Annotated in this window: 19 protein-coding genes and 2 tRNA genes; 5 read left to right on the forward strand and 16 right to left on the reverse strand. The window is 42.2% G+C overall.

All coding sequences use genetic code 11. From position 1 onward, the window contains the following. Positions 1-148: 148 nt before the first annotated feature. Positions 149-233, forward strand: a tRNA-Leu gene (locus tag AAEY87_RS07320). Positions 234-314: 81 nt separating this feature from the next. Here the strand turns inward: AAEY87_RS07320 and AAEY87_RS07325 are convergent. Further along, positions 315-1,310: a serine/threonine-protein kinase gene (locus tag AAEY87_RS07325; protein ID WP_350656578.1), complete on the reverse strand. Its 996-nt coding sequence runs from the start codon at positions 1,308-1,310 to the stop codon at positions 315-317. A 68-nt stretch (positions 1,311-1,378) separates the two neighbouring features. Between AAEY87_RS07325 and AAEY87_RS07330 the strand changes: the two genes are divergently transcribed. After that, the gene (locus AAEY87_RS07330) at positions 1,379-2,377 is read left to right on the forward strand and encodes an ATP-binding protein (RefSeq protein WP_350656579.1); all 999 of its coding nucleotides are present in this window, start codon (positions 1,379-1,381) and stop codon (positions 2,375-2,377) included. 1 nt (position 2,378) lies between these two features. On the opposite strand, the gene AAEY87_RS07335 is transcribed toward AAEY87_RS07330, so the two are convergent. The 8 genes from AAEY87_RS07335 to AAEY87_RS07370 form a co-directional block, all read right to left on the reverse strand. Continuing rightward, the gene (locus AAEY87_RS07335) at positions 2,379-3,494 is read right to left on the reverse strand and encodes a ribonuclease Z (protein ID WP_350656580.1); all 1,116 of its coding nucleotides are present in this window, start codon (positions 3,492-3,494) and stop codon (positions 2,379-2,381) included. 44 nt (positions 3,495-3,538) lie between these two features. Continuing rightward, positions 3,539-3,787, reverse strand: a complete 249-nt coding sequence (locus AAEY87_RS07340; RefSeq protein WP_350656581.1) for a hypothetical protein — start codon at positions 3,785-3,787, stop codon at positions 3,539-3,541. Positions 3,788-3,943: 156 nt separating this feature from the next. After that, complete coding sequence (locus AAEY87_RS07345) at positions 3,944-4,612, reverse strand: glutathione S-transferase (protein WP_068036384.1); 669 nt, start codon at positions 4,610-4,612, stop codon at positions 3,944-3,946. 148 nt (positions 4,613-4,760) lie between these two features. Continuing rightward, complete coding sequence (rarD, locus tag AAEY87_RS07350; RefSeq protein ID WP_350656582.1) at positions 4,761-5,831, reverse strand: EamA family transporter RarD; 1,071 nt, start codon at positions 5,829-5,831, stop codon at positions 4,761-4,763. A gap of 237 nt (positions 5,832-6,068) precedes the next feature. Next, a complete protein-coding gene (gene rarD / locus AAEY87_RS07355; protein WP_068036388.1) occupies positions 6,069-7,139 on the reverse strand; it encodes an EamA family transporter RarD in 1,071 nt (356 codons plus the stop codon). Between the two features lie 148 nt (positions 7,140-7,287). Then, the gene (gyrA, locus tag AAEY87_RS07360) at positions 7,288-10,056 is read right to left on the reverse strand and encodes a DNA gyrase subunit A (protein ID WP_350656583.1); all 2,769 of its coding nucleotides are present in this window, start codon (positions 10,054-10,056) and stop codon (positions 7,288-7,290) included. Positions 10,057-10,381: 325 nt separating this feature from the next. Beyond that, positions 10,382-10,561 (reverse strand): YdcA family protein, encoded by a 180-nt coding sequence (locus tag AAEY87_RS07365; RefSeq protein WP_082787220.1) that lies wholly within the window; start codon positions 10,559-10,561, stop codon positions 10,382-10,384. Positions 10,562-10,671: 110 nt separating this feature from the next. After that, entirely contained in the window at positions 10,672-12,393 is a 1,722-nt protein-coding gene (locus AAEY87_RS07370) for an alpha/beta hydrolase family protein (RefSeq protein ID WP_350656584.1), read from the reverse strand. A gap of 346 nt (positions 12,394-12,739) precedes the next feature. Here AAEY87_RS07370 and AAEY87_RS07375 point away from each other — a divergent pair, with 346 nt between their 5' ends. Together AAEY87_RS07375 and AAEY87_RS07380 are read left to right on the forward strand one after the other, a co-directional pair. Beyond that, the gene (locus AAEY87_RS07375; RefSeq protein ID WP_068036394.1) at positions 12,740-13,015 is read left to right on the forward strand and encodes a hypothetical protein; all 276 of its coding nucleotides are present in this window, start codon (positions 12,740-12,742) and stop codon (positions 13,013-13,015) included. Between the two features lie 67 nt (positions 13,016-13,082). Then, entirely contained in the window at positions 13,083-13,931 is an 849-nt protein-coding gene (locus AAEY87_RS07380; protein WP_068328272.1) for a methyltransferase domain-containing protein, read from the forward strand. An 81-nt stretch (positions 13,932-14,012) separates the two neighbouring features. Here AAEY87_RS07380 and AAEY87_RS07385 read toward each other — a convergent pair whose 3' ends face one another. The 7 genes from AAEY87_RS07385 to AAEY87_RS07415 all read right to left on the reverse strand — a co-directional run bounded on the left by AAEY87_RS07385 (position 14,013) and on the right by AAEY87_RS07415 (position 24,552). Then, a complete protein-coding gene (locus tag AAEY87_RS07385; protein ID WP_502945457.1) occupies positions 14,013-15,200 on the reverse strand; it encodes an ABC transporter ATP-binding protein in 1,188 nt (395 codons plus the stop codon). A gap of 277 nt (positions 15,201-15,477) precedes the next feature. Beyond that, positions 15,478-17,154 carry an ABC transporter permease gene (locus tag AAEY87_RS07390; RefSeq protein WP_502945456.1) on the reverse strand — a complete coding sequence of 559 codons (1,677 nt, stop codon included), beginning with the start codon at positions 17,152-17,154 and terminating at the stop codon, positions 15,478-15,480. 53 nt (positions 17,155-17,207) lie between these two features. After that, positions 17,208-18,344, reverse strand: coding sequence for an extracellular solute-binding protein (locus tag AAEY87_RS07395; protein ID WP_350656586.1), 1,137 nt, complete (start codon positions 18,342-18,344; stop codon positions 17,208-17,210). A gap of 206 nt (positions 18,345-18,550) precedes the next feature. Further along, positions 18,551-19,312 carry a 16S rRNA (uracil(1498)-N(3))-methyltransferase gene (locus AAEY87_RS07400; protein ID WP_350656587.1) on the reverse strand — a complete coding sequence of 254 codons (762 nt, stop codon included), beginning with the start codon at positions 19,310-19,312 and terminating at the stop codon, positions 18,551-18,553. A gap of 186 nt (positions 19,313-19,498) precedes the next feature. Beyond that, positions 19,499-21,070: a 3-deoxy-D-manno-octulosonic acid transferase gene (locus AAEY87_RS07405; protein WP_350656588.1), complete on the reverse strand. Its 1,572-nt coding sequence runs from the start codon at positions 21,068-21,070 to the stop codon at positions 19,499-19,501. Between the two features lie 295 nt (positions 21,071-21,365). Then, complete coding sequence (locus tag AAEY87_RS07410) at positions 21,366-22,835, reverse strand: tetratricopeptide repeat protein (RefSeq protein ID WP_350656589.1); 1,470 nt, start codon at positions 22,833-22,835, stop codon at positions 21,366-21,368. Positions 22,836-22,914: 79 nt separating this feature from the next. Further along, positions 22,915-24,552 carry a cardiolipin synthase gene (locus AAEY87_RS07415; protein ID WP_350656590.1) on the reverse strand — a complete coding sequence of 546 codons (1,638 nt, stop codon included), beginning with the start codon at positions 24,550-24,552 and terminating at the stop codon, positions 22,915-22,917. A gap of 525 nt (positions 24,553-25,077) precedes the next feature. On the opposite strand from AAEY87_RS07415, the gene AAEY87_RS07420 reads away from it, so the two are divergent. Continuing rightward, positions 25,078-25,150, forward strand: a tRNA-Val gene (locus AAEY87_RS07420).

Raw genomic sequence — 25,150 nt, forward strand, 5'->3', positions numbered from 1 at the left:
ACGTTTAATTTAAAATTAATTGCAAAAAGGTCTTGCCAAACTATTCAAACTCTATATAATAGCCAACCACTGAGACGCACTACCGAATCAGTTATTTATCTAGATGGTGTTTGAGTTTAAACGCTTTTGATGATAGAGTAACGAAAATGGGGCTGTGGCGGAATTGGTAGACGCACCAGATTTAGGTTCTGGCGCCGCAAGGTGTGAGAGTTCGAGTCTCTCCAGCCCCACCATTTTCGGATAGTACATCTTAGACCAAATATCAGAACCTGCTTTTTAGCAGGTTTTTTTGTGTCTACGATTTGGTTTTTGACTTAAACTATTTTCAAATCTTTCAACAGCTCTTCCATACTTCTATACCGCCTCTCTACTCGTTTCGCTAATGCCTTATTAATGATTCCTTGATAGCCCTGATACTCTAGCGGCAAGGTTGGAATAGACTGCTGGCAATGCTGAATCGCCCACTCATTTAACGACTCACAACTTTGATTATCAATTTTAAATGGTCGAGCGCCTGTTAGCACTTCATACAGCATTATTCCAAATGCGTAGATATCACTTTGTACCGTTGCGCCCTGCCCTTGCCAGCGCTCAGGCGCGAGATAAGCTGGCGTACCTGCAGGATTTGCTGTGCTGGGCTTATCAACATTCTCTGCTAATGTAAAATCAGTCAACAGCAAATTAGGCATTATGTTGCTATTATCCGCACTATTCTGCAGAAAACTATCTAGCAAAACATTACTCGGTTTAATATCATTATGTAGCCATCCAGCTTTATGAAGATTGGCTATCAAGCGCGCAACCTGTTTTATGATTTGCTGTTTTTTTTCATCGCTTAATAATGGGTATTTCTTATTACTTAACTGCGGCGCTAAGCTACCATTTTCATAGTACGGCATAGCAAGGAGATTAAGCTGCCATCTTTGCTGTAAAACGTTCACATATACGGTTTCGAAAGCTAATGCTGGTGGTACTATAGCTTGAGTCGACTGGGAATGACTCACAGCAGTTAAGGCCGCAACTTCATGGCTTAATGTAGACAACTTATGGTTAATGTCATGACTAAGCTCCCATTTAATCATGACACGACCAAACTGCGAATGGCTTGCACGCGTTAGCCCTTGATAGCTAGTTGCTTTAACATGCCGCTTTTGGTCATTGTTTTGCTGGCTAATACGTTGATGTGCTATCTCATGATAGCCTAGCTTTGTCAGCACATTACTCACTTTTGGCAATAGCTCTTCCGCTTGCATACGCAAGGTTTGCGTTATCGCTTGTATTGTAGGCGGATTGCTGGCACTATTTTTCATGGTATCACTCAGCCCTTCTAAAACCGTTATAAACTAAATTAAACGTAACCTTGATTATTAGAGTAATTATGTCTCAACCAACTAATTCGTCTACTGATAAACCATCTACTAATTACGCCCTACCTGCCCCTTTATTGGATTTATTAAGTCAATATTTAGAAGAGCACGTGACCCCAACCATTAAAATTGATCCTGCACAGCTGGCGTATCGCTGGGTTGGTGGTCGCACCGGACATTTAGAGCCGTTAGCCGTTAATTTATTTTTGAGTTTAGATGACTTACATGGTATCGACACCCAAAAGTCAAAATTGGTACAAAACACACGCCAGTTCCTTAAAGGCTATCCAGCCAATCACGTGTTGATGACAGGGACACGCGGCGCAGGTAAATCATCGCTGATTCGGGCATTACTGCAAGCCTATCATAGCGAAGGTTTACGCGTTATTGAGATTGCGCGCGATGATTTATTGGTATTAGACAAGATTCGCGCAGCCATCAATGAGCTACCGGCTGATTGCGGTAGTCGCTATGTGGTGTACTGTGATGATCTCGCGTTTAACGGTCAGGACGAAAGCTATCGTACGCTAAAAAGTGTATTGGATGGTTCGCTTGATTCTGAGCAAGATAAGCTACTGGTGTATGCGACTAGTAATCGCCGACATTTATTGCCCCAGCTGATGAAAGACAACGTCAATATTTATGATGGAAACACCGATGAGGTCAATCCTTATGAAACCATTGACGAGACAGTATCGCTATCTGATCGCTTTGGTTTGTGGTTATCATTCTATCCAATGAATCAGCAAACGTATTTACAGATTGTTCAGCATTATCTAAGCTTACAGCAAGCACAACTGACTAGCGACGGTATGAATGCTAATAGTAATAACAATAGCAATGACAAAGCGGTTGACGAAGAGCTTGATAAAGAACTTAATGAAACCATTAGAGCGGCGGCACTGCGTTGGGCATCGGAGCGTGGCGGACGTTCGGGGCGTGTCGCTTATCAGTTTAGTCGCTACTGGATAGGACAATCACAATTGGCTGCTGCAGATAGCCAGTCTTAGCTCATTTACTGTCGCGTGCAGATCCTAAATACTGTACGCGGCTTTCTGCTTGACCGTCAACTAATTCTGCTGCGCCATCTACCCTATATTGCGCAAAATCAGCTGCTAACCATAAGTTACCGTGATGAACGCTTTCGGCATCCAAACGGATATACCCCATATTAGGCGTCGTGCTATTTGGATTATCAAAACTCTGATAACGGGCACTAAAATGCGTCAAAATTAGATTAGGTAGGCCGATATCTTGGGCAAATTTGCCCACCAACTGAGCACTACTATGCATGGGATCAAAATCTAGATTTTTCGCTTGAATCTTGGTTAAGACTTCATTTGTATAAGTTGCTTCATGCACTAATAAATCCGCATCTCGTAGCGCTGAAGTTAAAAGACTTGGCGTATCATTATCACCAGCCACCACTACTCTTGTATGCTGCTCATCATTATTGACATAATCTGCTGAGCGTAACTGCTTACCGTCCTCAGTTGTAACATCTTCACCTTGCTGCAACTTCCCCCACAACTTACTAGCTGGAATACCAGCTGCTAGCAACTTGTCGGTATTGAGCGTGCGACGACTGATAGTCTGAGTGATACCAAAACCATAAGAAGGTACACGGTGTGACAAAGGGTGAATATCTATCGCTAGCTGTTGCTGCTTGTCTAAGCTAATATTTACCTGACCTTTATTTTCACTATCTGGCTGAGACAGCAAATCTTCAATCGCCATAAAATTAATGGCAAATGGAAAATGCAACTCAGTGGTTAGTGTTACAGCATCTAATAGTTTGGCAATAGCTTTGGGTGCGATGAGAATCAGCGGCGCGGTACGTCCTGACATAGCAGCACTAGCGAGCAATCCTGGCAAACCATAGCAATGGTCGCCGTGCACATGAGTAATACAAATAGCGGTAAGCTGATGTAGTGATAGTTTGGTATGGAGCAGTTGTTGCTGTGTGCCTTCACCGCAGTCAATTAATAACCACGGACGCGATTTTTTACTCTGCTGTTGATTAGATCCTGACAGATAAGGATTAAGACACTCAATCGCTAGCGCCGTCACATTGCGTTGCTTGGTCGGTACACCGGCTGATGTACCTAAAAAGGTTAGTTGCAGCATGGCTTATCATTCGTAGCAAAAGAGTTGTGCATATTTAATATAACTTATGACAATTTGCATAGGATGGTCTTATCACCCTCAACGATTTGCCCGCCACTAGCAAAGCATTGATTGACCATGCTAGATTCGTGTGACTTCCAGCCCCCGTAAAAGCTTGCTACACACAACAAAACGACCAATATCTTTTGCGACCATGCCTTAACAGACACTTGCTGAGAATTAATTTGTTGCTGTGCAAGATTGTCCTTATCGGAATCCGCAAGTTTGGTATTTAATTTATTAGGGTCTGTCATCATACTACCTTTTGAAGGACTGTTTATTGCTAGGGTACATTGAATTCAACATACCCCAAGCAAAATCAATATACAAGAATACTGGATAAAATGTCTGTAAGCTTTCAAAATCTATAAGAATTCAAAACTTAGGGTGTTTTTGTAAAGTAAGTATATTTAAAATTGAACGCTGCCGCCTTTGGTCTCAGCTCGTTTAAAGGCATCACGCGCTTCGCAACGTTTTAGCCAATTTAATATATTGGCATACTTCACTTTATCAAGCCCACTGCCCGCATTGGTAGCAACAACCACAAGATGCATCTGAATATCAGCGGCACTAAAAGCTTCGCCTGCAAACCAATGATTGTGTTGTAGCTGCTGTTCCATCATGTTTAGCATTGTAGTAAGACTATCACTAATCATGTTGTTTTCAACTTGCTTACGAATGCTTTTACTCACTGGCTTAATGAGCATTGGCGATTTTTCGACTACTTTGGTAAATACCAAGCGCATCACTAATAATGGCATTATTGATGCTTCAGAGAAATGTAGCCAAAAAGTATAAGCTTCCCATGCCTCTTCATTATCGTCAGTAGGTTTGAATTGCTGTTCTTTATCATAATGCTTAAGCAGATACTCAATGATGAAGCCTGATTCAACCAGCGCACGCTCATTCACCTCTAAAATTGGGGTGTGTCCAAGCGGATGGATTTTCTTCAAACTTTCAGGCGCACGATAAGCTTTGTTACGCTCATAACAAGTTAGCTGATAGTCTACATTTAATTCTTCTAAAAGCCATATAATGCGGAATGAACGTGAATTCTCTAAATGATGCAAATGTAACATAGATTTATCCCAATAATAATAAAAAAAAGTAGTGTCTTAATATCATTGATGATAGCGCACTTGCTAATGCTTTAACACATCACGATTACCTAATGACAGTGAAAAACAATGGCTGTGTGGTCAGTTTTATCGGTCGCTCTTTTAGGGATTATCTTGAATATAGCTGATCAATTTTATGCGACATCTTATTTATTTTAGATTGATAGCGTCTGATTTTACGAAACCGATGTGCTGCCAATACACCTTTAATTCGGCGGTTTTTTAGGCGACGACGCGGTGGAAAGCTACCAACTTGCGGTTCATTGTAACCATCTAGACGGTTGTCACGGCGGCGTGCTAAGTAACCAAGCGCACTATCCATAATCATAATCAATAACGCAACAAAGATCATGCCGTACATAAATAAGGAGCCACCCTCCTCGATACTTTGATGCAAAATAGTGACAGAAAATATAAATAAGAATATCGGTTCAAGATAGCATAAAGTCCCAAATAATGAGACTGGCAACTTCTGACTGGCTACCATTGTCAATGACATTGCTGCTGTACTGATAATTCCTAATAATGGCAAAAGATACCAAAGCTTATCTGTGGATATGGCCAATTCAAAACCGCCACTCATATATAACGCAACCAAAACGACAGGTAATAATAAGACAAGATCAGAGATAAGACCTGTAATAGGCGGTACAGCCATTTTTCGACGTAACAGATAATAAGGTGGATAACCCAAACAGACAAATAACGTCGCCCAAGATATAGAGCCGTATTGAAAGACATCATAGGCAATGCCTGCACCCGCAAAAAGTGTTGCAACCCACTGTAACAGGCTCATGTCTTCATTATAAAAAAACCGACCAACCATAATCATAATCATTGGATATAAGAAGTAACCTAAAGTCACCTCTAAACCAAGATTATTGACTGGTGCCCACATAAATATCCAAATTTGTGCGCCCAAAATAGGAGTGGGAATGATAAATAAGAACCACTCTTTTGGGGTTTTTAATGTCTTTAGGTAATCAAAAATATGTTGCCACTGCTTTAACACACTGACTAAAAGGACCAAACTAAATAACATCATGAGCACACGCCACGAGGCAACTTGTGTACCCGACAGCGGCTGCATAATCAAGCCAAACAGAAATAACAACGAGTATAAAAAGTTGGCAGCCACCGCAATAATAGTACCCTGCGACGTTTGGTTGGAGGTGAACATAACAACAGCCTTAAAAATTAGCGCACTTCCTTGGCAGTTTTAGAAAAAAAACAAAAGCCTCAAACGCGAACGTCAGAGGCTTTTTGTCTATAAGATAACCGTATAATACTGAGATAAATACTTTATATTCATCATACTTATATAATGGAAATCATTATGTCAAAGTCAGACTACATAAGCAATATGTCTACCTAACTGGCCCGTCAACTCAACTGCCAACTCATTTCTTACAACCATTTACCTTGAGTCTAGCTGCTCTATTTTTCGTTGTATTTTATGCATTTTTTTCTGATAACGACGTATTTTACGAAAACGATGCGCCTTTAATACACCGTCTATACGGTGGTCTATCAAACGACGGCGCGGTGGAAAGCCGCCCACCTGTGGTTCGTTATAGCCATGCAAACGGTCATCACGACGCCGAATGACATAACCCATGGCACTATCCATAATCATGAATACTAACGCCAAAGTAATCATGCCATACATGAATAAAGAGCCTCCCTCATCCAAACTTTGACTCAGAACTGTGATAGATAACACAAATAACAGCATAGGTTCTATATAGCTAAGAGCCCCAAATAATGAGACAGGTAATTTGCTACTAGCAACCATTGTGAGTGACATTGCAAGTGCACTAAATGCCCCGAGCAACGGTAGTAAATACCAGAACTTACTTTCCTGTGCCGCCACGCTAAAGCCGCCACTAAAGTACAGCATTATTAACACCACTGGCGTCAGTAAGGTCAAATCAGAAAGCAAACCAGTAATTGGTGGCACGGAAAGCTTACGCCGTAATAGGTAATATGGCGGATATCCCAAGCATGCAAACAAAGTCACCCATGATATCGATCCGTATTGAAATATATCATAGCCAATACCCAGCGCTGCACATAGCGCCGCTACCCACTGTAGCGCGCTCATATATTCATGATAAAAAAAGCGTCCAATTAATATCATTACTAATGGTAATAAAAAATAGCCCAAGGTAACATCAAGACCATAACCATTTACCGGACCCCACATAAAAAGCCAAATTTGCCCACCCAAAATCGGTGTTGGTAATACAAATATTAGCCACTCTTTTGGCGTCTTTAAGGTTTTTAGATAATCAAAGACATGCTGCCACTGCTTGGTAAAACTGACCAATAATACTAGACTCAATAGCATCATCAACACACGCCATGATGCCACCTGTGTGCCTGACAAGGGCAGCATAAATAGCCCAAATAGGAACATGAGTGAGAATAAAAAGCTTGATGATACCGATGCGACGGTTCCCTGAAAGGTTTGATTAGTAGTAAGCATAACAGCAGCCTTAAAAAATAGAACTTTGTTGGCATTTTTTAGAAGGAAAAAATAAAAGCCTCCAACGATAACGTCAGAGGCTTTTTTATAGAAAAGTTATGAAGAACTAGACTAAAAAGCTATTCAACTAGACATTCATTCGTCACAATTATTCGTCAGTAGGCACTGTATTTTCAGTTGCAGCATCTATATCTATTTGCTTTTGACCCTCTGGCTCAAACGTACCATCTTCTCTCATCGCATCAACTAAGGCATTGTCACTTTCTTCGTGCTCAACACGCGCCATTGCTACCAATTTTTCATCTTTCGATAGACGAATGAGAGTAACACCTTGAGTATTACGACCAGAACTGGCCACATGCTCAACTGGCGTACGTACTAGCGTGCCTTTGTCTGAGATTAAGATAATGTCATCTTCAGGCTCAACTTTAGTGGCACGAACTAGAGCACCGTTACGGTCGCTAGTCTTGATAGCGATAACACCGCCACCACCACGGTTTTGCGTATTGAACTCATCAATGAAGGTACGTTTACCAAAGCCATTTTCACAAGCGATTAGAATCTCGCGGACGTCATCTTCGATTACGACCAATGACTTGATAAATTCATTAGTCGCGAGACGCATACCACGTACACCTTTTGCGGTACGACCCATTGCACGAGCATCATTTTCATCAAAACGAATGGCTTTACCACTTGAAGCAAACAGCATGACTTCTTGGCTACCATTTGTAATGCGCGCGCTGACCAACTTATCGCCTTCTTCTAGACCAACAGCAATCAAGCCATTAGAGCGAATGTTTGCAAACTGCTTAAGCTCTACCCGCTTCACTGTACCATTGGCAGTTGCAAAGAACACAAAAGGAGGCTCTGCTTCATTACTACCTTCTAATGCAGCGTCATCACCATTTATATCATTATCTATTAACGTGTCTGTTGATGAAGTCTCACCTTTTACAGATAATTCTTCCACTATCTTTGGAATTGGCAATATTGTGGTGACTGTTTCATCACCATTTAGACCAATCAGGTTTACTAGCGGACGACCGCGGGCTCCGCGACTGGCAATTGGTACTTCAAACCCACGTAAACTAAAGACACGTCCAGTATCAGTAAAGCATAATACCGTTGCATGCGTTGAGGTCACAACCAGATGATCAATGACATCATCTTCTTTCATTGCGGTTGCAGACTTACCTTTACCGCCACGCTTTTGCGCCACATAATCATCAATCGGCTGGGTTTTTGCATAGCCAGTACGAGAGACAGTCATTACTACCGTTTGCTCAGGAATGAGGTCTTCACGGTTGAAGTCAGTACGCGAATCTATGATATCGGTACGGCGCTCATCACCAAAGTTATCACGAATCTCGATCATCTCGTTAGAGATAATGGCCATCAATTTATCAAAGTCACCAAGGATAGACTCTAAATGGGCAATTTCACGCAATAAATCTTGATACTCTTCCGTTAATTTGTCTTGCTCAAGACCTGTCAAGCGATGCAACTGCATATCCAAAATCGCGTTGACCTGCTCAAGTGATAAACGATAACGTTCTTCGCCTTCAATTAAGCCAAATGGTGCTTTTGGATCTTCGCCCTCGATAAACTCAGGACGTACTGATTGACTACCAGCAGCGGTTAGCATCGCAACGACACTACCTGAACCCCAAGTATTATTGAGCAGGCTTTCACGTGCCAATCCACGGTTTGCAGAGGCTTTAATCGCGGCAATGATTTCATCAATATTCGCGAGCGCAACAGTCAAACCTTCGAGCAAATGACCACGTACGCGGGCTTTATTTAGCTCATAAATCGTACGGCGCGTCACTACTTCTTGACGATGGCGTACAAAAGCAGCGATCAGCTGGCGTAAAGTCAATAATTTTGGCTGGCCATTATCGAGTGCCACCATGTTAATACTGAAGCTTGATTCGAGTGGTGTTTGAAGAAACAGGTTATTAACGATAACTTCAGCCGTCTCACCACGACGTAAATCAATGGCAATACGCATACCATCTTTATCAGACTCATCACGTATCTCAGTAATGCCTTCAATCTTTTTGTCACGGACCAATTCAGCGATACGTTCGATTAGTTTTGCTTTATTAGTCTGATAAGGCACTTCGGTAAATACAATGCGTTCGCGGTCGCGGTTGACGCCTGTATCACTCATTGGTTCAATAATATAGCGACCACGTACATGTAAACGGCCTTTACCAGTACGATAAGCATCTAAAATACCAGCACGACCATAAATGATACCGCCCGTTGGAAAGTCAGGGCCTGAGATATGCGTCATCAGCTCTTCGGCTGATACTTGCGGGTTCTCTGCATAAGCTAAGCAAGCATTGATCACTTCGGTCAAGTTATGCGGTGCCATATTGGTCGCCATACCGACAGCAATACCTGTCGCACCATTAACTAGCAAGTTAGGAACACGTGCAGGCAACACACTCGGCATACGCTCAGAACCGTCGTAATTATCTTCCCAATCAACCGTGTCTTTGTCTAGGTCAGCAAGCATCTGATGGGTAAGCTTGGTCATACGTACTTCGGTATAACGCATGGCAGCCGGAGGATCATCATCAATCGAGCCAAAGTTACCTTGACCGTCAACCATTGGATAACGCAAGCTAAAGTCCTGCGCCATCCTTACGATTGCGTCGTATACCGCACTATCGCCATGTGGATGATATTTACCAATGACGTCACCAACCACACGGGCCGATTTTTTGTATGGCTTGTTATAATCATTAGATAACACATGCATCGCATACATCACGCGACGGTGTACCGGTTTGAACCCATCACGCACATCAGGCAGCGCGCGCGAGACGATCACGCTCATCGCATAGTCCAAATAGGATTGCTTTAATTCATCCACGATGGCAATAGGACTGATCGAGTCGCTCATATACACTCCTTCACTCACATACTTTCTCTGAAGCTTGCAATTTTACTAGAATTGGTTATGGCCATACAAAAATACAGCTGCACAAAAGCGCAGCTATTATCGATATACGAACTATAAAAAATCACTACCAAGCATGCAAAACAATAGGAAAATGGCGATAGTTTTAATGTTGAATAAAAGAAGCTATTTTAGCACAAATTTGCTGATTTAGGGGTATCTACGTGTCATTAAAATCAAGCAAAACAGCTCATTAGCAACCAATGTTTTGAAGCGCTTACTAACATTCTTAAATAGTAGATTTATCGCTGCTAATATTGAAACATTGTTATTGACATATTTTTTTGGATTGACTGATTTTTCCATTTTTACATATAAATTTACCATCTTTAGAACAATGAGCTACTCCGCCCATTTTTCCTGAGCAAGGCGTATTACGTGCTTGGGCATGACTAATAGGTGCAATGATAAAAGCACATGTGAGCAGCGATGCAATGATTGATTTCATATTTTCTCAGTGTTATTAACTATAATGATTTATCCATTAAAAAACTGCACCTCTCAAGATGCAGTTCTTCCAAATTTATAAGCTATCTAAATGATTGAGCTTAAGAATTCTTATAACGCTGTAAAGCTTTGGTCAAAGAACTCACGCGCGGCTTGAGTACAAGAGGTACTGACTAGACCGCCATGATAGCTGGCTAATATCGCAGCGCCTGCGGCTTGTGCTAATAATGTAGGGTCAGTTACGCCTGCTTGTTGAGCGTCTGAAACAGCTTTATTCTGGACTGCTGTCAAAGTAGTAGTAAACCTACTTTGGATATTATCTATTGCTGTCGTTGACATCCACGGGTTGCTCATAGCACTACCAATCGGAGTCACTGCTCCTCGATTATTTCTTACATCCACATCCAAGACCGTGATATTAAGATTAGAGGCTGGAGCCGCACCTGCTTGCTGCAATATGGCGGTCATCGAACCGGTATTTAGATCATAATATACAGTTGGGTCTGAATTACCACCACATATAAGCGTTGGCATTTTAGGGATATAACCGCGTAGATCATTAGCTTTCAGAGCTTTACGCAAATTGTTTTGCGGATTAGCGGCTGGAAGTACACCCGTTTCAGCCAACAGACTATCAGGGTTTTGTAGCGCATCAGCTACATAAGTAGTGCGAAAATCTGTTTTGATAAGATAGTTATCATCCGCAAACCCTAAGAACGCAAAAGGAACGGTGGGTAGCGGTAGCATATCAAGTGTAGGGTTGTTTTGAGGATTATTTTCAAACAATGCGTTATCCGGTAGCTTGTTAGCGGCTACTAGCTCTCCAAAGCTTAACAAGCTTGGTAGCTGAGTATTGGAATAGTTGGTCGTAAAAATATCCGTGGTGTTTCTATAGATGTTTTTATACTTTTTCTGCAGACCAGTTGCCAATAACGGCGCAAACCTAGTAGCTCCGATATTGACATTTCCTGAGAATATAGAGTCACCAAAAGCAGCTAACGCATAAGGACCTGATGAGGGTGCTATCGCTGTTACTGGCTTACCTTGCTGCTCTAATAGCCTTGCCGTTGCCATTGCCACATAGCCACCTTGCGAATAACCACTAATAAACAATTTACCAGAATCATCGATATTAGTGTACTTGGTATTATTAGCGTGCTGTTGCCTATCGATAATTAAGCGCGCACTATCTAAGGCATCGACCATATCAGTGGATTGTTGATCGGCGACTAGATAAGGATGATAGCCAAGATCAGAGTCGTCATAACCAGCATAGTTAGGTGCGACGACGATATAACCTTGGGCGGCGAAATTCGCTGCTATGAGTGTTGCCTCTGAGCCAGCAGGATTTTGCGGATTGCCCACTTGACTAAAGTCATAGACCTTTTCAGTAGTGGTGCCATGAGCATAGAGCAATATAGGTCGATCACCTTGACAGTCAGCGCTATCACCACTGGGTAACATCAATGCAGCAGTTGCATTAGTGCGCTCGCCAGCAGCACCCTTAGTCGGATAACTGACCTTTTCTATTTTGATATCGCATTTCGCAGCAGGTGTTGCAGTATTTCCCAGACCAAATCTATTATCTATTTGAGTTTTATCAAACGCACTAACAGACTGAACGGACGTGGGATAAGCTGTGATTATTTGATCGTTATCATCATCTCCACAACCCGCTAGTAATAGCAGGCTACTTGCCACTGCAACTGATAGCGTGCAACGTAACATGGTGGGTTTAGTTGAGGTAGTAATGGCGTATGTTTGAGGGGTATAGACAGAGGCAGTATTTTTTTGATTGCCATCTATGTTGTTATTAGATTGAGAATGGGTCATGTTTGCTATCCTTAGCAGTAATAAAATGAAACCGCCGAACGTCCTTGGCAGTCGGTCAAAAGCCCCTTTATAATAGGCTTTTTGGTAGTGATAACTTAACTATTATTAACTCTTATACCTTATTGGTTATACCGCAAACGGTTATGAAAAGCTACTGAAAACCGTGTAATCGTCTGTCATTTGAGTGCTACATCTAATATACGTACATGTTCAAAACACATATTTGATAGAAGGAATTTTCGGTTATTGTAGACAAAAAATTTCTACTCGCTACACTACTCCCTCACATCCTAAATACTTTTCACAACTTTTTGTATCAGCAACTACTAAATAGGCATTTATCGTTATGGATATTATTCTTGTTATCGTCTGGATTTTGGCTATGGTACTGTACAGCTTTTCTAGCGATTATGCCGTCAGTTTCCCCAACCATAACAACCGCGCCTTGCCCTTTGTGCGTTGGGGCTCACTACTAATTGCGATGATACTGTCCGGCTACTTAGCGCAAGCTTACCAAGACAATCTAAAAGGCAACGGCATTTGGGTATTTATCGTAGTAGTATTTGTCGTTATTACCTTAGCTAAGCTGGTATTCAAATGGGTGATCAATAGACGACGGTAGAGGTAAACCTTCAACCATATTAGTAAAAATACCGCTTCCCATAAAATAAATAGCAGATTTAAACTTAATGATAAATAATGAAAACCAATTGATAGCACTAGAAACCGAACGTAGCGACCGTAGCTTTGACGCCATTGCCGATCACTTTGAAAAAAAGGTCTATGGTGGTTTAAAAGGCGACATTCGATTGGCTGTTTTACGTCGCGATATCTTTGGCTACGTCGAACAGCTAAGTCAAACGCTAGGACGACCATTACGTATCTTGGATGTGGGCGCAGGGCTGGCACAGATTGCAATAGAACTCGCGGTGCAAGGTCATACAGTTGTCATCAATGATATATCAGCTAATATGCTTGAAAAAGCAAAAGTGAGTGCCGAACAGGAGGGTACAAACCCTGATATTACTTGGCACGTCTGCCCATACCAAGAGCTTGAAGCTAAACTGGCTAAAGATGATGCGGGTAAGTTTGATTTGATACTGTGTCATGCCTTACTTGAGTGGCTAGCAGACCCTGCGGCAGTGATGAGTTTCTTTGATAATCAGCTTGATGATGAGGGCGTACTGTCATTATGTTTTTATAATCCTGCGAGCTTTGACTACCGCAACTTAATCATGGGTAATTTTAATTTGCTCGATACCTTACTTGATAAAGCTGATTATCAAGCTGACAACAACAAGAGTTTGACGCCCAATTATCCAGTTGCCAAACAAGAAGTTGCGTCGTGGCTACAACAGCATCATTATCAAATTATATTAGAGAGCGGTTTGCGCGTATTTCATGATTATGCACCATTAAAGCGCGGTGGGCATAATGACCCTGAAGCGGTCATTCGAATGGAGTTACGCTACTCGCAACAAGAACCTTATAAATGGCTTGGCCGTTATTTACATATCATGGCGACTCGTCAAACTTAATTATAAAAGACTGTCTCACTGCAATCGTTTCATTACGGCCATTTTAATAACAGTCATCTTCTTGCATTAAAATGTCGATTACTACCTCGTCTCTTCAACTCTTGATGATCTATCGTATTCTGACCAAGTCGTGGCATTGATCTCTTTTTCATCGAACACGACCACGTGTTCGAGTAAGGGCAAAATACCAATATGCGATCCAATCTCATGATTATGATGGCTGGCGACTAAGGATAAAACCGTCTGTCCATCATCAAGTTGTAAACGATATAGATAGTTGGCACCGCGAAACACACGCCCTACTACCAAAGCAGTCTGCGTACTATCATCATCATGAATGATATCATCGGGACGGACCAAAACTTTAATCGGTGTGCCATTAGGATAATCATACTCACAGTACTGCGGCTGGCCGGACTTATCATAGACTTCCATTCGCCGATAGATATCGCCAAGCGCCGTCTCAACATGCCCCTCTTTAATAATACCGTCTATCATAGCCCCTTCACCAACGAACTCGGCAACAAACGGACTGATTGGCTCGTGGTATAGCTCACTTGGCGTTGCCCATTGCACCAGCTCGCCTCTATGCATAACGCCCACTTTATCTGCGATGGCAAAGGCTTCGTTTTGATCATGGGTGACCAATATTGCTGTCGTATTTGTACGTTTAAGAATATCACGTACACTCATAGCAAGTGATTCGCGCAGTACTACGTCAAGGTTAGAAAATGGCTCATCGAGTAACAATAATTCAGGCTTAGGTGCCAACGCTCGTGCTAGCGCAACCCGCTGCTGTTGGCCACCTGAGATTTCAGATGGACGCTTGTTTGCATGCTCAGTTAGTTCAACGAGGTTTAGCATCTCAGCCACTCGCGCTTTTTTGTCGGCAGCTGACCATTTATTGAGACCAAAAGCGATGTTCTTCGCCACGCTTAGATGCCCAAATAATGCATAATCTTGAAACACCATACCCATGCCGCGTTTGGCAGGTGCAACAGCAAAAGAGGTGCGCGCTGTCTGTTCTGTTAGACGATGACCATTTAAACTAATAGTGCCTCGACGTGTAGGCTCTAACCCTGCGATAGCACGTAATGCTGTGGTTTTACCACAACCACTGTACCCTAAGAAACAACCAATTTCACCTTGCTGTAGATTTAGCGATAATCCATCAACGATGATCATATCATCATAACCGACTACTAAATCTTTGACACTCAAATAAGGTTTATCAGCACCAGCTGATTCGTGTTGCATAGACTGCGGCATAATGACAGCGCATGTAGAGGCTTGCTTGATATCTCCAAGCGCAACTTTCGTATCAGTAGATTTGAGCTTAGATTGAGCCATTTGGTCTGCTGAGTCTTTAATAAGGTCAGTATGCATAGGTGTTACCAATGAGCGATAGAATGATTAATGCGATAAAAACAAAGATGAATTATAAATAATGATAATTGAGTGTCGCTATATATATAGTACTTTAAATCAGAATGACGATGTAGCAGTTTTGACAATGATGTAGCAGTTTTAAAGTGTATCGACTACCCTAACTGTTTTTATCACTTTGACGCAGTAATATCCAGACTGGAAACAATCCAACCAGTACGATAAGTAAGCTTGGTAACGCTGCCCTTGCCCACATCCCTTCACTAGTCATCTCAAACACTCGTACGGCCAGCGTATCCCAACCTTGCCGCCGCGTCATGAGCGTAATTGGCATTTCTTTCATTACTTCAACAAAACCCATCAATAAAGCAGTCAGCATACCAGGCTTAAGTACAGGCAGTACAACCTGATACCAACGCTGTAACGGGCTATCACTGAGTAGTTTTGCAGCAGCTTCTTGGTTAACAGTTAAACGCTGCAGCTGACGTTCGATAGGCTGGAAGCTCACGGTCATAAAGCGGGTTGAGAGCGCCAGCAACATAACAATGACACTACCTGATAGCACCTGCTTTGAGGTAATTCCAAAGGCGATTAACTGATTATCAAGCCATGCTATAGGAATAAAAACACCCACAGCGAGCACTGTGCCAGGTACTACATAGCCCAAATTAGCCAACGTAATCATGAGCTTCGTTGTTTTATCAGAATATTGACGCTTAATCCACGCAATAATGATGGCAAGAAAGGCAATAAGCAGTGTAGTCATACTGGCAATCATTAAGCTATTGGTCACAAAATCAATATAACGCGCATCGAAATCTTGGCGAAAATTCATCGCCGTCCAATAGAACAACTGTAAAAATGGTACGAGAAAGGCAATAAGAAAGACTATCGTACACAGTAGTGTCATCGCAAGTTTCGCAGGCGTACTGGCCTCAAGGCGGCGATTGCTTCCTTGTGTGACCGCGTTGCCACGCCTTGCTTGCCAATACTGCTCAAACAATACCACAATGAATACGACACCGATAAGTAAGGCGGCCAATTGCGCAGCAGTCGTTAGACTGAAAAATCCAAACCATGCTTTATAAATAGCAGTGGTAAAAGTATCGACGTTAAATACCGAGACGGCACCAAAATCTGCCAGAGTCTCCATGGTTGCTAGCAACAAACCACCGATGATCCAAGGCAGAGCTTGCGGTAGTGCTAAACGAAATAGCACTCGACTGCGGCTAAGCCCAAGCATTTGACCTGCTTCAATAGCACGCCGACCTTGAGATAAAAAAGCTTGTCTTGCCAGCAGATATACATAAGGATAAAACGCTAATGACAGTATCAGCCCTGCACCCCAGACATTACGTACTGAAGGTATTGCCGTGCTAATGCCCAAATCACGTAGACCAGTCTGTAGCGGTCCACTAAAATCAACAATCCCTACCGTAACAAATGCCAATACATAGGCAGGCATCGCCAGCGGCAACATCAGCGCCCACGAAAAAAACCGCTGTCCTGGGAAGCGGTACATGCTGGTTATCCATGCCAATGCCGTACCAATACTACCAGCAATGACTGTTACCATCAGCAATAAAATAACGGTGTTTTTGAGGACTTGCGGCAGCACATACTCGCGCATGTGCGTCCAAATATCTGCTACTGGCTGCGTCCATGCAAAGAGGACAACTAAAATCGGTATCAGCATAAACAACGAAATCAGCCCTAAGACTGATTTCGAAAAAATACGCTTGGCAACTATACGCTCTTGGCGGGCAACGCCATTGTCATTGACAGGGCTATCTTTGACAGTATTGTCTTTATTAGCAGACGCTTTTGTCATTGTCATAATACAAATATTACCCTGTCAGACGCATAGAGATTAAACTACTTTATAACAGATTATTTATAACCCACTTTATCCATCATTTGGATTGCTTGCGTTTGCAGTTCGCCAAATCTTTGGACGTTGATACCGTCTTGCTTAAATGTACCCCAAGATCTAAGCATATCTGACTCATCAATTCCTTCTTTTACAGGATATTCTTTATCAGAGCTGGCATAAATACCTTGGGCTTCATCAGAAGATAGCCACTCCATCAATTTGAGCGCACCATCTGGATTGTCTGAATTCGTTATCACACCGGCACCAGAAATATTCACATGTGTACCCGTCGTATCTTGGTTCGCCCAAAATATCTTCACAGGGAAGTTAGGTTTTTCATCGAGCAGTCGACCATAATAATAACTATTGGCAATTCCGACTTCACACTGTCCTGCCGCAATAGCTTCTAACATACTGGTATCATTACTAAACACGTCAGTGGCTAAATTAGCTACCCAGCCGCGAACAATCTCTTCAGTTTTTTCAGCGCCTAAGTTTTCTATCATACTAGCAACGAGAGACTGATTATATACTGCGTTCGAGGTACGTAAGCAAAGCTTGCCTTTCCACTTTGGATCTGCAAGATCTGCATAAGTAGATAGCTGATCGGCATCTACTTTGCTTGGATCATAGAACATCGTACGCGCACGTAATGACAGACCTGTCCATTGACCTTTTGGATCACGATATTTGGCAGGTACATTACTTTCAAGTACGGTAGAAGCGACTGGTTGCAGTAGCCCTTGCTGCGCTGCTTGCCATAAGTTACCAGCATCAACAGTCAATAACATGTCTGCAGGTGTGTTCTGACCTTCAGCTTGTAAGCGCGCCATTAATGGACCCGTCTTATCAGTAACTAACTCGATTTTCACGCCAGTTTTTTCGGTATATTTATCTAGTAACGGCTTGATAAGTTGCTCATTACGTGACGAATAAATCGTGACCACTTGATCATTTTCTGAAGTCGCTGCTGTATCATCATTACTTGACTCTTCAGTTGCTGGCGTTTGCGATTCTACGTCCGCATTTTCAGCCGGGGTAGATGCATTATTACAGCCCACTAGACCCATCATCATGCTAAAGACAGCAACAGATAAAGTGGCCTTAACAGGGCGAGTCAACGATAGGCGTTCAGCAACCGCGTTCAATGACATGGTCTTCTCCATAGTAGTACGACAGATAGGTGAGATAGCGTTATATGATGAGCGATTAATTAGGCATTTAAGCCATCAAAATGCTAATTAATTAATGAAAAAACTAGAAGCAACATACTAATCGAAATGAGATTAATTATCAATACATTTATTTTTCCTGATAATAATCTCAATAAGAGACAAGTTATACCTCATGTTCAGACAGCTTAATCTTGATTATTCTGTATTAGCCATTGTCCTAAAATCACATTGACAGCTGCCTCTGTACGCAAAATTCTTGAGCCTATATGTACCGCCTCACAGCCCTGTTCATGAAACAGTTCAATCTCATAATCAATCCAGCCACCTTCAGCGCCGATGCAAACCACACTTGGCAAAGTAGTCTTGGTAGAAGACGATAGCGACTCATAAGATAGCTGCTGTAAATACTGTGAGAATGACTGCTCACCATAAGGGTGTGCGACTATGGCATTATGGGTAATTAAGCTAGCCAGCTGATCTTCCACAAACGGCTTAAAGCGTTTTTGTAAAGTAATGCGCGGCGCTATCGTATCGACCCCTTGTTGCAGACCTTCCAATACAAACTCATCAAGTCGCGTAAGCAACGGACTTTGCCAGTAGCTTTTTTGGGTACGGTAACTGTTGATTAGGACGATATCGCGAACACCCAGTGCCGTCATGTCCATAATCAAGCGGCGTAGTACTTTGGGACGCGGTAATGCCAAAATCACAGTAACATCTAACTTAGCTGGTGGCGCAGTATCAAGCTGCACCTCACGTAGTCGTATATTGTCAGACGCAATGCTATCAATGATGGCTGTGCCAAGATTGCCGCCAAGCTCGCCGATTTTAAGCGTATCACCAACTTGTAAGTTCAATACTTTATTGACATGGATGATTTGTGCGGAAGCAGTAATTTGCGCATAAGGCTGCGCAATATTAGAGGTGGGTAACAAAATACAATTCATACAGCATATCGCTTAATAAAAATAAGAGTGAGCGCCAATTAGAATGGAGTGATTGAAATTAATAATGAACTAATCACAATAAGCTAAAAACAATCAAGTAATAACCGTGAGCAGAATTAACGTCAAGCATTAGGGCGTGTCCTCATTTTGATAATGGTAATAAAAATGAGGACAAACCCTAGTAAACTACTCAATCGTTTCTTCTATCATTGCCAGTTGACGAGTCAAGACTGCTTGCTGTTGGACGGTTAGTTGCGCGCCTGCCTGCCCTGCTTGCTTAGCAGATTCTGGATGACTCAGCCAAAACTTTAACTGCTGATATATCAATTCAATATCATTTTTGGATTCGTTTATTGAATGCTCATTACTGCCAAGCGCTTTATAAAAGGGATTATTAGGCTGATATAAAGCACCAACACTTGCCAGCTTATCTACGACGCTTTGGCAAGACTGGGTATATTGTCCCATGAGTACCGGCTTACCTACACTCATAGGCTCAACTGGATTATGACCACCTATATCAACTAGAGAGCCACCGACGAGCGCTACATCTGCTTGTGCATACCAATGCATCAGCTCACCCATACTATCGGCTAGATAAACTTGCGTTTGTGTAGTGACAGCTTCGTCCTTACTACGCCGTGCCATCTGCAAACCTGACTTGCTAATCAATTCAGCCACTTCATCAAAGCGTTCAGGATGTCTGGGCACAATGATGAGTAGTGTTTCAGTAAGCTCAGGTGTATCTAACAGTTGCTGTTGCAATGTTAAGGCCGTAGTTTCTTCACCGCTATGAGTACTCGCCGCTATCCAAACTGGACGGTCTAGAAACTGCGAATTAGGTAATGAATAATGTAATGAATCAGTCCGCGAATCAGACAGATTCGACAGCTCAGTAATAGCGCGCTCTTCTTCGACTTTGTCAGTCGCTAGTTTGGAATCAGTAGCGTTTTTGGAATTGACAGCTTTAGGCGTATTGATGACCCATTTAAGAGAGCCAGCAACGCGTATCTGAGCACTATCTGCACCCAACTGTCGAAAGCGTTTAGCAGATTCGCTATCTTGCGCGATGATTAAACTAAGGTTTTGCATCATGCTGGTGCTTACTGCACTTATCTTTTGATAACGGGTAAAAGAAGCTGCCGATAGCCGTCCATTAACGAGAATACTAGGGACATTCTTCTGCGATAAAGTCGCTAGAATATTCGCCCACAGCTCAGTCTCTACAAATAATGCAGCAACTGGTTGTACATGCGCTAAAAACGTCTCGATAACTGCAGGCGTGTCTACTGGCACATAACTGTGACTCATACGACCTTGCGCAATCTCCTCAGCGAAGCGACTAGCACCGCGTGCATGACCAGTCTGCGTAGTATTGGTTAGCCATATACTATAACCTTGCGCCAATAAGGCATCGAGCAAGGGCGCGACCGTATTGGTCTCTCCTAACGAGACGGCATGACACCAGATTATTTTATGACCAACATTATTGGCGTTAGATACAGGACGCGGCGGGTACTGCTTGCCAAAACGCTGTGCTACTTCTTGCTGATAATTGTCACGGCTGTTCGAACGACGCCAGACCTGTATACGATATAACGGCTTTAACAACGAAATAATAAGCCGATAATACCAAGGTGGCGTGCGAGCTGCACGTTTAGGTAGCAAAGAGTGATTCATAGCATAATTATTAGAGTCTGTACGGACAGCCGATGATGACTCAGACTCAGTAGATGGTGGTACAGAAGATGATGGCATGAAGAAGCCCAGTTTGATAATAGACAAAACCACATAATAAGCAGTCAACAATTGGTCAATTCTACCGCAAATTGTAGGAAAGCCATACAACTTAGTGACTCGAATGCTTAAAATTTATATAGTTGACCTACTAGATAGCAAAACCTTGCGATTATTTCTAATATCAAAACAAAGTATATAGTATGTTCATACTCAAAAATAAGAAAGTGCCGTTATACTTATCCCTGCTTTGTTTTAAACTAACTATATAAAGTTAAAAGTATATTTGTGAAGTCTACGAGTTAATGTTTCGTTATCATACAAATACAACTAATAATATCGCGCCAACTAATACTATTCCAATCAAGAGCTGATAACGTTTAATACTATGCTGCTCTTGTTTTTGAGTCGTTATTAATGCTTGCGCGTCCTGCCACTGGGTCACCAGCTCTGCTGCTTCTACATGACCATTTTTAGCGGCCTCCTCTAACCAATACTTACCGCTATTAATATCTTGTGACACTCCTACGCCTTGATAGTACATTTTACTAAGCAGGCGTTGAGCGCGGACATCTTTATCGTTTGCAGCTTGCTTGACCCAGTCCACACCTGCTACTTTGCTAGCTTCTGTATCCGTTATCAGCCCTTCGCCTAATAATTCATACATGGCCAGTCGTAACATTGCATCGGTATTACCGAGCGCACTAGCGTTTTGTAGCAAAGTTAACGCCTGCTGACGGGATGTTTGATGCAGCTCTGAAAACTGCATTTGGTCACGTGGCTTGTTTTGCCGCGCAATATGCCGCTCGAACTGATCCAGTATTTTACACGCTTGCAGGTAATCATCGTTGCCAGCATCTTGCGCTACTTCAATCTCCTTTAACTCTATAAGCAATTGCGTAAAAATCTCTGGCGTTACAGAAGCCTTTGAGTGTTTAACAGTTTGTAGTTGGGTGGTAGTCGCGCTGAGATTAATAGGCGTTTCAGATATTTTAGGTTTGACGCTCGCTGTTGCATCGACTATTGACGACTTAGCTTGCTGTGCTACGACTAGCTTGGTAACAGGAATTTCTCTGTGTTCGGTAGCTTGGACTGGTAGCCGTTGGTTTTGAAAAGTTTCATCAGTAATCAATATGGGTCTAATACCTACTGATTCAGAATGATGCTCTAAATTTGGTTCAGCTGTTGCATTACTAGTATTTTGCGGTAGTCGCGCGCTTACTGCTTGATAAAGTCCGCTGGCAATTTGCTTACCTTGTACCGCCTGAAACTGCCGATCAATATGACCAAACAGACGCAAACCTATAGGCTCTAACGCGAAGAAAACATTTGCATTACCTTTACACTTATCACCATATACCACCGCCATATGTTGATAAAAGTCATCTGCAACCAATGGCAGCTCAGAATAGTGTTTACGTAGCTCAAACTGACCATACCAATGCACTTCACTTTGCCAAAGCTTCGCTAATACTCGTCCTGCATAAAAAGCCAAGAACAGCAGCAAATTACGATAGCTATCGTCTGTTAATAGCGTAACTTCATCTAAAGCTCCAGAGCTACCCTTGGACTTTGCAATATCACGACGTATCTGTGAAATCAGCGTATCTACTCGCTGTAAGCTAACGAGCGATTCATCCAATTGACACTCATGCAACTGTAACTCGTAAGCAATACCACCTGCGATAGGACGATTCGCTACAAAGTCTTGCCAATAGCCTTCCGCCATATAATCAAGGGAGGTTTTAATGACATTAGCTGCAGTAGAATTAGACTTGGCAAGCATAATATGAGCATATCCTTTTTAATACAAATCACTAATGACATCATTAAGTAATGCATAAGTCATAAGATAATTATAAATACTATAACAAGGGGCTAAACAGACGTACTACATTATCAAATAAGCGTTCAGAATCACGACGCTGCCGCCACTCTTCTAAACTCAAAAAGCGACAGTTTTGTAGATAAGTATCTTGACAGTCAGCGATTTGAGCAACCATTTCAGGCGTATAAATTGCCAAACTGACTTCCATATTCAAATAAAAACTACGCATATCAATATTCACTGTACCAAAAAGACAGTAGTCGTCATCAATGACTACCGTTTTGGTATGTAATAGTCCACCTTGGAATAATGCAATCTTTACGCCAGCTTCAAGCAGTTCTTGATAATAAGCTTGTGAAGCATGCTGTACTAGAAATGAATCGACCTTTTCTGGAATAATTAACGTCACATCGACGCCGCGCTTCGCCGCTATTTCGAGCGCCCCTGACAAAGCTTCATCTGGCACAAAGTAAGGCGTGGTAATTTGGATACGTTTGTTAGCACGGTGAATAATAGTTACTAAGGTATTATAAATAACGTGGGCGGTCACTTGTGGCGCTGAGGGTATTAGCTGAGCGATTACATTATCAACAACTGGCATTTGCGGTATCGCAATCGAGGTCGCTCCTGCTACAGTAGGTATATAATTATCTAAATCGTCAACGAGCACTTGAATCCGGCTGTTAATATCATTGATAGTAGGATTCAATACATATAGCTTACGAGTGTAACTGTTCACCCGTTTGTCCAGCGCATATAGATTGTCATTATTTTCAGCACCAATATCAGTAATAACGACTTTGGCCATAGCCGTGGCAATGCTAATCGGTTGCTGACTGACACTGCGCATCATTACATCAATCCACTGTCCGACACCTTTGTCTTGTTTAAAAAACTTCGGATCAACCAGATTGAAACTACCGGTATAACCGATATGCTCATCAATCACGACGATTTTACGATGATTGCGCAGATCAGAGCGCTTAAACAGCGTCTTAAATAATCCTACTGGTAACGACTGGTGAACAAACACTCCTGCCCGCTCTAATGCTCGATGCTCAGAGCTATTAAAAAAGCTAAAACTTCCGACACTATCGATCAATATATGACATTCTACCCCGCGCTTAGCAGCAGCCCTCAAGGACTGCAACACATCTATAACTCGGCCCTTAGGGTAAATAATGTAGAACTCTATAAGAATCGTACGCTTGGCATTGTCGATATCATCGATAAGACGATTAAAAAATGATCTGGAAGAAGTTAATAACTGCATTTGATGCCCAGCAAATACCCCAAACCCTGTCCAGCGAGTACCAATACGGCTGACACCGCGGTAATTGACCGGGAGCAAATCCTGTCCTTGATCAAACACCAAACGCTCACGTGCTGCCATATCATTCATCAGTAGGCTTGCCTGATCCACACGCTTACGATAACGACGGCCAATCATAGGCTCACCGACCAGAATATAGGACATAAAGCCAACCACAGGTAACGTGTATAGAACCGCTATCCACGCAATTGCCACCCCGATATTGCGCTGTACCGAGACCACACGCAGAGTCATTACCACCATCAAGATGATGTGTAATATAAGACCTAAACCTGCAAAATCACCCCAAGACCACGATGCAAGGTGCTGCTCAGCTGCTAAAGCTTCTATAACCGCCTCCACCAATCAACGTAAAAAAATATGGATATCGAATGTCAATAGTTAGGTAGTATAGTAGCTTTTATCTACCAAACAATGGGTAACGCTTAATAAATGATTATTGATAGTGAATTCTAACAATCAACGTTACTCGCATATCTGGATTAGATTTATCCTTAATAAACAATAGCATGCTTAAAATATCTTGGTTATTTATCACAATCGGATACCGCTACTCTTACCCATATTTGCAGCCTGTTTTTAATTATTTGATATATTTATAAAATAGTATTTGACAGGCAGTTGTAAATCTATATAATACACACCCACAGCAAGGGGCTTTAATTAATAAGTTTTGAGTTGTAGAAATTATCGTTAAGGTATTTCGATATTAACTAGAGCGTGACTATTTTAGTTAATAAAAGCTTTAGAAAATTCTATTTATAGGATTTCAGTAATACCTAGTTTGGATGCGTAGTTTTCAGAATTTACGACAATGTAAATTCTCTTGCGCTCGGACGAAGCAGTGCTTCGTTGTATCCTCACTCAGGGTGATTAGCTCAGTTGGTAGAGCGTCTGCCTTACACGCAGAATGTCGGCGGTTCGAATCCGTCATCACCCA

Origin of the sequence: Psychrobacter sp. S1-30-MNA-CIBAN-0213, assembly GCF_040309845.1 — a bacterium.
In the GTDB taxonomy this organism is placed as follows: domain Bacteria; phylum Pseudomonadota; class Gammaproteobacteria; order Pseudomonadales; family Moraxellaceae; genus Psychrobacter.